General features: G+C 71.4%; 7 protein-coding genes. 2 read left to right on the top strand and 5 right to left on the bottom strand.

Annotated elements, in window-relative coordinates; translation table 11 throughout:
- Together ADBZ5U_RS11080 and ADBZ5U_RS11085 are read right to left on the bottom strand one after the other, a co-directional pair.
- A partial coding sequence (locus ADBZ5U_RS11080; protein ID WP_526265353.1) for a GlgB N-terminal domain-containing protein occupies positions 1–290 on the bottom strand: 290 nt, incomplete at its 3' end.
- A 7-nt stretch (positions 291–297) separates the two neighbouring features.
- Complete coding sequence (locus tag ADBZ5U_RS11085) at positions 298–2,373, bottom strand: maltotransferase domain-containing protein (RefSeq protein WP_526265355.1); 2,076 nt, start codon at positions 2,371–2,373, stop codon at positions 298–300.
- 106 nt (positions 2,374–2,479) lie between these two features.
- Here ADBZ5U_RS11085 and glgP point away from each other — a divergent pair, with 106 nt between their 5' ends.
- Both glgP and ADBZ5U_RS11095 read left to right on the top strand, forming a co-directional pair.
- Entirely contained in the window at positions 2,480–5,116 is a 2,637-nt protein-coding gene (gene glgP / locus ADBZ5U_RS11090) for an alpha-glucan family phosphorylase (RefSeq protein WP_526265357.1), read from the top strand.
- 42 nt (positions 5,117–5,158) lie between these two features.
- Positions 5,159–5,917: an MspA family porin gene (locus tag ADBZ5U_RS11095; protein ID WP_526265359.1), complete on the top strand. Its 759-nt coding sequence runs from the start codon at positions 5,159–5,161 to the stop codon at positions 5,915–5,917.
- A gap of 1 nt (position 5,918) precedes the next feature.
- Here ADBZ5U_RS11095 and ADBZ5U_RS11100 read toward each other — a convergent pair whose 3' ends face one another.
- From ADBZ5U_RS11100 to ADBZ5U_RS11110, 3 genes are all read right to left on the bottom strand, one after another.
- Entirely contained in the window at positions 5,919–7,358 is a 1,440-nt protein-coding gene (locus ADBZ5U_RS11100; RefSeq protein ID WP_526265361.1) for a neutral zinc metallopeptidase, read from the bottom strand.
- Positions 7,359–7,393: 35 nt separating this feature from the next.
- Positions 7,394–9,421 carry an ATP-dependent DNA helicase gene (locus ADBZ5U_RS11105; protein WP_526265364.1) on the bottom strand — a complete coding sequence of 676 codons (2,028 nt, stop codon included), beginning with the start codon at positions 9,419–9,421 and terminating at the stop codon, positions 7,394–7,396.
- A 112-nt stretch (positions 9,422–9,533) separates the two neighbouring features.
- The coding region (locus tag ADBZ5U_RS11110) for a nicotinate phosphoribosyltransferase (RefSeq protein ID WP_526265366.1) at positions 9,534–10,408 on the bottom strand (875 nt) is incomplete at its 5' end.

A 10,408-nucleotide genomic window follows, 5' to 3' on the forward strand; every position in this document is an offset into this window, starting at 1 on the left:
GTGGTGAGGGTGTGATGGGGATAGACGACCTCGAGCCGGTAGTCGACGAGGTTGGTGAACGGCAATGCGACGGCGAACAATCCGGCGTCGATGTGCGTCATCGGATAACGCTCGGCGCCGACGAGCGCGGTGACCTCCGAGGCGTGCGGGCGCAGCGTGCGCACCACGGTCTGAGTGCCGTACTCGTGCGCGCCGAGGATGCCGTGCGGGTTGTGGTGCACGCCGGCGACGAGGCGTGACAACTCGCCGGGGTCGGGCGCCAGGTTGGGGTCGAGGGCTTTGCGGGTCATCGTGGGCTCACTCCCGGCGCAGCAGGTTGGCGCGCTGGTCGGGCGGGATCGCCGGCATGTTGAAGATGTGCGCGACGGCCTTGGCCGGCTCGAGGCGGACGTAGTTCGATTGGCCCCACTGGTATTCCTCCCCGGTGACCTCGTCGCGGACCCAGAACCGCTCGTAGTCCTCCATGGCCAGGGCGCCCATGTTCAGCCATACGGTGCCCTGTTCGGCGGCGAACGGGTTGAGCGTGACGACGGTGAGCACGGTGTCACCGGTCACCGGGTCGAACTTGCTGTAGGCCACCAGGGCGTCGTTGTCGACGTGGTGAAAGGTGAGGGTGCGCATCTGGCACAGCGCCGGATGCAACCGGCGGATCTCGTTGAGCCGGGCCAGGAACGGCTCCAGCGACCGGCCCTGCCTGAGGGCCAGCGCGAAGTCGCGGGGACGCAACTCGTACTTCTCGGAGTCGACGTACTCCTCGCTGCCCGGCCGCACCGCGACGTGCTCGAACAGCTCGTAGCCCGAATAGACCCCCCACGAGGCGCCCATGGTGGCCGCCAGCGCGGCCCGGATGGCGAACATTCCCGGTCCGCCGTGCTGCAGGCTTTCGTGCAGGATGTCGGGGGTGTTGACGAAGAGATTGGGCCGGGCGTAGTCGGCGTGCTCGGCGATCTCGCGGCCGAACTCCTCGAGTTCCCACTTCGCGGTGCGCCAGGTGAAGTACGAATACGACTGGGTGAAGCCGAGTTTGGCCAACCCGTACAGCCGGGCCGGACGGGTGAACGCCTCGGACAGGAACAGCACATCCGGGTCGGTGCTCTTGACCTCGCCGATGAGCCAGGCCCAGAAGTTCGCCGGTTTGGTGTGCGGGTTGTCGACCCGGAAGATCTTGACGCCGTGGTCGATCCAGTGCCGAACCACCCTTAGCACCTCGTGGTAGAGGCCGTCCGGGTCGTTGTCGAAGTTCAGCGGATAGATGTCCTGGTACTTCTTCGGGGGGTTCTCCGCGTAGGCGATGGTTCCGTCCGGGAGTTCGGTGAACCAGCGCCGGTGCGCCCGCGCCCACGGGTGGTCTGGGGAGCACTGCAGCGCGAGGTCCAGGGCCACCTCCAGGCCGTTGTCGCCCGCCGCGGAGACGAAGTCGTCGAAGTCGGAGATGGTGCCGAGGTCCGGGTGCACCGCGTCGTGGCCGCCCTCGGCGCTGCCGATGGCCCACGGCGAGCCGACGTCCCCGGGTTGGGCGGTGACCGAGTTGTTGCGGCCCTTGCGGTGCACCTTCCCGATCGGATGGATCGGCGGCAGGTAGACGACGTCGAACCCCATCGCCGCGATCCGGGGCAGCGCCCCGGCGGCGGTGGCGAAGGTGCCGTGCGCCGGGTTGCCGTCGGCGTCCCAGCCGCCGGTGGACCGGGGGAACATCTCGTACCAGGCGCCGCAGCGGGCCAGCGGCCGGTCCGCCCACACCCCGTAGGGCCGGCCCCGGGTCAGCAGATCGCGCAGCGGATAGCGGTCCAGCAGTTCGGTCACCTGCCGGGACAGCGCGGGCGCGGCACGCGACAGCGGGTCACCGGGCTTGCGCAGTTCCTCGGCGGCCTGCAGGAGGGGAGCCCGGTCCGCGCGCGGCACCCCGGCGGCGGCGCGCTGCAGCAGGGCGGCGCCGGCCAGCAGGTCGTTGCGCAGGTCCTCCTCGCCCTGCCCGGCGTCGAGCTTGGCGGTCACCGAGTGATGCCAGCCGGCGATCGGGTCGCCCCAGCCGTCCACCCGGAAGACCCACAGACCGACCCGGTCCGGACGGAACTGTGCGTGCAGCACGTCCGGGGTCCGGCCCGGCTGCATCCGGTACTGCGCCGGCTTGACCCCGGGGGAGCCGGCGGGAAGGTCGTCCGCCGGGAGCTTCGCCCGCCCCGCCGAGCCGTTGCCGGCCCGCGGGTAGGCCGGGCCGAGGTAACGCACCACCAGGGTGGCCGCCACCGCCTCGTGGCCCTCCCGCCAGACCGTGGCGCACACCGGCACGACCTCGCCGACCACCGCCTTGGCCGGGTAGAGGCCGCCGGAGACGACGGGGGCTACGTCGTCGACCTCGACACGTCCCGGCACCCGCGCACCCCGCTTTCCCGACCCGAAGACCGTCGGCTTACCACCGTAGTGGCCCCGCGGTGATCTCGGAGCACGGCTGAACCGAAAGCTCAGTAAGGTCGTGCCGGTGAAAGCTCTCCGCCGGTTCACCGTTCGCACTCACCTCCCGGACCGGATCGCCTCACTGGGCCGGCTGTCGACGAATCTCCGGTGGTCCTGGGAGATCGACGTCCAGGACCTGTTCGCCGGCATCGACCCGGAGCTGTGGGAGCGGGTCGGCCGCGATCCGGTGGCGCTGCTCGGGGAGGTCAGCCCCGCGCGGCTCGACGAACTGGCGCTGGACCCCGGCTTCGGGGAGCGCCTGGACCGGCTGGCCGCCGACCTCGACCGGTATCTCGCCGACCCCCGCTGGTACCAGGAACTGCAGGCTCGCGGCGACCGGGTGCTGCCCACCGGCATCGGTTACTTCTCGATGGAGTTCGGGGTCGCCGGGGTGCTCCCGATCTACTCCGGCGGCCTGGGGATCCTGGCCGGCGACCACCTCAAGGCCGCCTCGGATCTGGGTCTGCCGCTGATCGGCGTGGGCCTGAACTACCGGAGCGGTTACTTTCGGCAGTCGCTGAGCGCCGACGGCTGGCAGCACGAGAACTACCCGGCGCTGGACCCGCAGGGTCTGCCGCTTCGGCTGCTGGCCCATCCCGGCGGAGACCCGGTGCTGATCGAACTGGCGATGCCGGAGTACCGGACGTTGCGGGCCCGGGTGTGGATCGCGCAGGTGGGCCGAATCCCGTTGCTGCTGTTGGACTCCGACATCCCGGAGAACGACCACGACATGCGGCACGTCACCGACCGGCTTTACGGCGGCGACCAGGAGCACCGCATCAAACAGGAACTGCTGGCCGGGATCGGCGGGGTTCGGGCCATCCGGGCGTTCTGCGCCGTCGAGGGACACCCCGCGCCGGACGTGTTCCACATGAACGAGGGGCATGCGGGCTTCATGGGCCTGGAGCGCATCCGCGAGTTCATGGTCGGGGACCACCTCGACTTCGACACCGCGCTGGCCGTCGTCCGGGCCTCGACGCTGTTCACCACCCACACCCCGGTGCCGGCCGGCATCGACCGATTCCCGGTGGAACTGGTGGAGCGCTACTTCGGCGACGACGGCGACGGCGGGACGCTGCCCGGGGTGCCGGCCCGGCGGGTGCTGGGCTTCGGGGCGGAGTCGGACCCGACGAAGTTCAACATGGCGCACATGGGCCTTCGGCTGGGCCAGCGGTCCAACGGGGTGTCACAGCTGCACGGCCGGGTAAGCCGCGGCATGTTCGACGAGTTGTGGCCGGGGTTCGACGCCGCGGAGGTGCCCATCGGCTCGATCACCAACGGCGTGCACGGGCCGACCTGGGCGGCGCCGGAGTGGCTGCGGCTGGCCGGCGAACTGGCCGGCCACTACCCGGAGCTGCGCGATCCGGCCGAATGGCAGCACCTCCAGCACGTGGACAACGGTCACCTGTGGTGGATCCGCTGCCAGCTGCGGGCCAGGCTCGTCGACGACGTCCGCCGCCGGATCCGTGATTCGTGGCTGGAGCGCGGGGCGATCGAGGCTGAATTAGACTGGATCCCAACGGCTTTCGATCCCGGTGTGCTGACGGTTGGATTCGCCCGCAGGGTGCCCACCTACAAGCGGCTGACGTTGATGCTGCGCGACCCCGACCGTCTGGAGGCGCTGTTGCTCGACGAGCACAGGCCGATCCAGCTGGTCGTCGCCGGGAAGTCCCATCCTGCCGACGACGCCGGCAAGGCGCTGATCCAGCAGATCGTGCGGTTCGCCGACCGGCCCGAGGTCCGGCACCGCATCGCCTTCCTGCCGGACTACGACATGTCGATGGCCCGGTTGCTGTACTGGGGTTGCGACGTGTGGCTGAACAACCCGTTGCGGCCGCTGGAGGCGTGCGGAACCTCCGGCATGAAGAGCGCGCTCAACGGCGGGCTGAACCTGTCCATCCGGGACGGCTGGTGGGACGAGTGGTTCGACGGTGAGAACGGCTGGGAGATCCCCAGTGCCGAGGTGGTCGACGAGGAGCGCCGCGACGACCTGGAAGCCCGGGCGCTCTACGACCTGCTGCGGAACTCGGTGGCCCCGAAGTTCTACGACCGCGACGAGAACGGGGTGCCGGGCCGCTGGGTGGAGATGGTTCGGCACACCCTGCTGTCGCTTGGCCCGAAGGTGCTGGCCTCCCGGATGGTTCGCGACTACACCGAGCGGTACTACGCCCCGGCGGCGGCGTCGCTGCGCCGGACGGTCGAACCGATCGACGGCCTGCCGTTCGGCCAGGCCCGGGAACTGGCCGCCTACCGGCAGCGGGTGACCGAGGCCTGGCCCTACGTGGCGATCACCGATGTGGACAGCACCGGTCTGCCCGACACGCCACTGCTCGGCTCGGAACTGACCCTGACCGCGGCGGTGGTGTTGGCCGGCCTGCGTCCGGACGAGGTGGTGGTCCAGGGCGTGCTGGGCCGGGTGGACTCCACCGGCACCCTGCAGAGTCCGCACTACATCGACATGACCCATGTCGGTTCTGGCGAGGGCGGAACGGAGATCTTCTCGGCGACCACCCCGCTGCCGATGGCCGGTTCCATGGGCTACACCACGCGGGTGCTGCCCTGTCACGGGCTGCTGGCCGGCCCGGCCGAGTGGGGACTGGTCAGGCTGGCCGGGGACAGCCAATCCGGGGACCCCTTCGCCGGCGCCGAACCGCACATGTAGGTTCCCCTCAGACATTGCGGAGGTGGTCGGATGGTGTCCGGGATGACACGCGGAATGGCCGTCGTGGCGGCCGTGGGCGTGTTGCTCGCAGCCCCGGCCGGCGCCGATCCCGGCCCCCCGCCACCGGCCGTACCGCCGCCGGCCACTCCGGGAGCCGAGGCGGTCGCACCGGTCGCGGCGGCCGACCCCGGGGCGGTCCCCGCCGCCCCGCCGGCGCCGGACGGGAAGGTGGCCTCCAGTCCGCCGAACAGCACCATCTCGCCGGACGGCTGGACGCTGACCGTGTCGGCCCGGGACGAGACCCAGGCGCCCGTGGCGCCGCTGACCACCGCGATCTCCACCCGGGAGTACGAGGTCGGCGGCGTCTACAACGGCAGCCTGACCGGTGGCGACGGCGAAACCCCCACGGGCGTGTTCGAGGTCGGTTACCAGATCGGCTGCGGCATCGACATGAGCACCTCCAACGGCGTCTCCCTCACCGGCACCGCCGGCCTCAACCCGTCGATCGGGTACTTCGGCTTCGACTTCCCCGGTGTGCTGCCCGACGGCCTGGTCCCCGCGATCGGCGCCAACGTCGGCGGGGGCATCACCGTCGGTCTCAAGCCGGGCATCATCAATACCGTCCCGGTGACCAAGAAGCTGTTCGAGTCCGCGGACCCGTGGGTGTCGATCAGCAGGTTCCGCATCAAGATCGACGGCTGCGTCGGCGAATCCTTCATCCGGTCCTACGCGACGCTGGCCAAGACCAACAAGTCCGGCGACGCGATCCTGTCCTGGTACGGGGTCACCAAAGCCGTCTGAGTCAGCGGAATCGCTTGTAGCAGCGGTCCGCATCGCCGAGCACTCCGACACGGAAGGCGTCGATGCGGGAGAACCCGGCGGGTACGGTCTCGCCGTTGACGTCGCTGGCGGCCAGGCCGTTGGTCAGCAGACCCGACACCGCCTCGTCGAGGTCCCCGGCGGTGAGTGCGACGGCGTCGCCGGCCGGGGTGGTGATCGTCTTGGACAGCGCGGTCGTGGCCACCCCGGTCAGGCAGGCCGTGCGAAGTCCGGCCTCGGCGGTGTCGAGTGCCACCCCGCCGCGTTCATGCTGGAGGGCCAGCATGTACCGCGACGTCAGCACCGAGTAGGCGCTGTTGTCGCCCTGCAGTGCGGGGCCGTCGTAGCCCTTGGTCGGCGTCCCCAGCGCCTTCAGGCCGCCCAGGTCGACGGCGATGGTGTTGGTCGACGGGCAGTAGGACACCGGGGGACTGGGCCGGGCGTCGGCACAGGGCGATGCCGCGCCCGCGTCGAAGCTGAGCTTCGGCGGGTTCTTCGGAGTGAACAGCAGGTTCATCGCGTCGACGACCGAGCGGACCGACTTCTCGGTGACCGGGAGTTCGCCACTCTGGTCCGACGGCAGGTCGACCGGTAGGTCGCCGCGGCGTTCCTTGATCTCCTTGAGATTGATCGCCGCGCACGCGGCGGTACCGTCGGTGAAGCCGAACTGGAACGCCGAGATCCGCTCGAACGCCGACCCGTGCTCGTCGCCGCCGCTGTAGCCCTCGTCGGCCGACAGCAGTGGGTCGCGGAACGAGATCATCGCCGCCAGAAGGTTGTTCAGGCCCTCGCCGGTGCTGAGGGTGAAGCGCGGCGACTTGCCCTCGGCGACCCACCGCAGGTACACCCCGGAGAAGCAGTCGGCCTGCTGCTCGGCGACCAGGGTGGGCACCCCCCTGGGGTTCAGGGCGGCCGCCTTCTGGATGGCGTGGCCGTACTCGTGGGCGAGCACCATCGTGATCGCCATGTCCCCGTAGGCATCCCGCAGCGACGGCATCAGCACGGTGCGGTCCCAGCCGATGGTGTTGTCCCGCTCGCAGAAGCCGGCGTTGACCAGTCCCTCGGTGGTCTCGTCGCAGAAGGTGCCGTCGTAATCCTCGGAGTCCCAGGAGATCAGGTCATTCACCGGGGTCAGTTCGCCGTCGAAGGTGTCGGGGTAGGCGAATTTCCAGAACTCCTCCAGATCGCTGACCGACTGGGCGGCCAGTTCGTCCACCTCGCCGCCGTCGGTGCCGGTGACCTCCCGTGACGGCGGTTTGGCATCCGGGCGCAGTCCGGTCGGGCCGTCGACGGCCTCCAGCCCGCCGACCTTGAACGGGTCCTCGAAAACCGAGACCGGCCTGCCGGTGACGGCACTGCTGCAGGACGTGACCACCGCGGCGATGCCGACGGCGGCGAGCAGACTCCTCAGCGTGTGGCGCATGACATCACCATAGTTCGCCCGCCGCCGCCGCCGCTTCAGTCCGCCGCCGTCGCGCGCAGCCGTCGCAGGGCGTCTCTGACCAGGACCGGGTCGGTGGTGGTCCAGAACGGCGGCAGGGAGGCCCGCAGGTAACCGCCGTAGCCCGCGGTCGCCATCCTGGAGTCCAAGACCGCCACCACGCCGCGGTCCTCGGAGCGACGCAGCAACCGGCCCGCGCCCTGGGCCAGCAGCAGGGCGGCGTGACCGGCGGCCACGGCCATGAAGCCGTTGCCGCCACGGGCCGCCACGGCCCGCTGCCGGGCGCTGAGCAGGGGGTCGTCCGGGCGGGGGAACGGGATGCGGTCGATGATCACCAGCGAGCAGGACGGCCCCGGAACGTCGACGCCCTGCCACAGCGAGAGGGTGCCGAAAAGTGAGGTCCGCGGATCGTCGGCGAACTGCTCGACCAGCGCGGCGGTGCCGTCGTCGCCCTGGCAGAGCACCGGGGTGTCCAGTCGTTCCCGCATCGCCTCGGCCGCGGCCCGGGCCGCCCGCATCGAGGAGAACAGGCCCAGCGTGCGTCCGTCGCACGCCTCGATGAGCGCGGCGATCTCGTCGAGTTGGGCGTCCTGGCCGACGCCGTCGCGGCCCGGCGCGGGCAGGTGGGCGGCGACATAGAGGATGCCGGCCCTGGCGTGGTCGAACGGCGACCCGACGTCCAGGCCCCGCCATCGGGTGTCTTCGGTGAGGCCCCAGGCCTGGGCCATCGCGTCGAACGATCCGCCGACCGTCAGTGTCGCCGAGGTCAGCACCGCGGTGGAATCGCCGAAGACCCGGGCGGCCAGCAGGCCGGCCACCGACAGCGGGGCCACCCGCAGTACCGGGCGGACGGCCCCGGTTGCGCCGGCGGTTCCGCGCAGTTCCTCGTGGTCCAGCCACACCACGTCGGCGCGGTCGGGGATGGCCGGGCCGAAGGAGTCCAGCACCCGGGCGGCAGTGTCGGTGATCTCGGTCAGCGCGGCGATCGCCTCCAGGCGCGCGGCGGCGGCCTGCGGGTCGGATGGTTTGGGGTCGATGGCCGACCGGGCGGCCGCGGCCGAATCGCGTAGGGCGGTCAGGTAAGTGCCCAGTTCGGCGTCGAGGTAGTCGATCCGGCCGGGTTGGGCGTCGTGGATCGCCGAGGCGAAGGTGGCCACCGAGGCCTCGAGGCGTTGGGCCAGTTCAGGTTCGATCAACCGGGCCACCCGGCGCACCGTGACCCCCAGCGGCGCGGGGGTGAGTTCGCCGGTGGCCACCGAGGTGACCCGGTCGGTCAGTTCGTGGGCCTCGTCGACCACGAGGAAGTCGTGCTCGGGCAGCACGGGGGCCTCGGTGATCGCGTCGATGGCCAGCAGGGCGTGGTTGGTCACCACGATGTCGGCCCCGGCGGCGGTGGCGCGGGCCTTCTCGGCGAAGCACTCCACGCCATACGGACAGCGCGTCGCGCCGAGGCACTCCCGGGCCGAGACGCTGACCTGCGACCAGGACCGTTCCGGGACGCCGGGGCGAAGTTCGTCGCGGTCGCCGGTCTCGGTCTCGGTGGCCCACTGGGTGAGGCGTTGGACGTCGCGGCCGATGGCGCTGACGGCCGCAGCGCCGGAGGGCAGGAGCGAAGCGACCCGGGAATCGGCACTGAAGAGTTCCTCCTGCGGGGGCTCCTCGTCGGTCGGTCCGCTGTTGATCTTGTTGAGGCACAGGTAGTTTCGCCGGCCCTTCAGCAGCGCGAAGGTGGGCGTGCGGGGCAGGGCGGGGGCCACCGCGTCGACCAGCCGGGGCAGGTCGCGGTCGACCAGTTGGCGCTGCAGGGCGATGGTCGCCGTCGACACCACCACCGGGGCGTCGTCGGTGACCGCGCGGGCGATGGCCGGGACCAGGTAGGCCAGCGACTTGCCGGTGCCGGTGCCGGCCTGCACCGCCAGGTGCTCGCCGGTGGCGAACGCCTGCGCCACCGCCTCGGCCATCCGCACCTGACCGTCGCGCTGGATGCCGCCCAACGCGGCGACCGCGCGGGCGAGCAGATCGGGCACCGAGGTCACGTCAGTCAAGGTAGCCCGGCCGCTGCCCCCCGAGACTCTGCCCCCCGAGAGTGCGCCCGGATCGACTTTGTGACCGAAATACGCGGAAACAACGATCTGTGCGCACTCTCGGCGAGGTGAGTCAGGCCTGTCGGGTGGGGATGGCCGGCTCGCCGCGGGACAGCGCCAGGCCCTCCGGCGGCAGGCTGCGCAGGCCAGCGGCGACCAGCGCGCGGGCGGCCTCGAGATCCGGTTCGGCCAGCACCTCGCCCCGCCGCACCAGTGGGACGGTCAGCGCCCGGGCGTGCTCGCCGACCCGCGGCGCCACCCCGGCGGGGTGCACCAGTTCCTCGACCACCGCGCCCGACGGCCCGGCCAGGCGCACCGCCGCTTTGCGGCCCCCGACGGATTCCTTGGCCACACTGCGTTTCCGGACCGGCAGGCCGTCCACCTCGACGAGCTTGTAGACCATGCCGGCGGCGGGCGCGCCGGAACCGGTGACCACCGAGGTGCCCACCCCGTAGGTGTCGACGGGTTCGGCCCGCAGTGCGGCGATGGCGTACTCGTCGAGGTCGCCGGACACCACGATCCCGGTCCCGGTCGCGCCGAGGGCGTCGAGTTGTCTGCGGACCTGCCGGGCCAGCACGCCGAGGTCCCCCGAGTCGATCCGCACCGCACCCAGACCGGGGCCGGCGGCGGTGACGGCGTTGGCCACGCCGCGGCGGACGTCGTAGGTGTCGACGAGCAGGGTGGTGGACTGGCCCAGCGCGGCGACTTGCGCGCGGAACGCGGCCTGTTCCCAGTCGTCGGTGCTGCCGTCGGCGGTGGTGTGCAGCAGGGTGAAGGCGTGCGCCGAGGTGCCCAGCGCCGGGATGCCGTACCGGCGGTGCGCCGCCAGGTTGGAGGTGCCGGTGAAGCCGGCGATGTAGGCGGCCCGGGCGGCGGCGACCGCCGCCTGCTCGTGGGTGCGCCGGGAGCCCATCTCGATCAGCGGCCGGCCGTCGGCGGCGCTGACCA

Origin of the sequence: Mycobacterium sp., from assembly GCF_040398885.1 — a bacterium.
In the GTDB taxonomy this organism is placed as follows: Bacteria; Actinomycetota; Actinomycetes; order Mycobacteriales; family Mycobacteriaceae; genus Mycobacterium.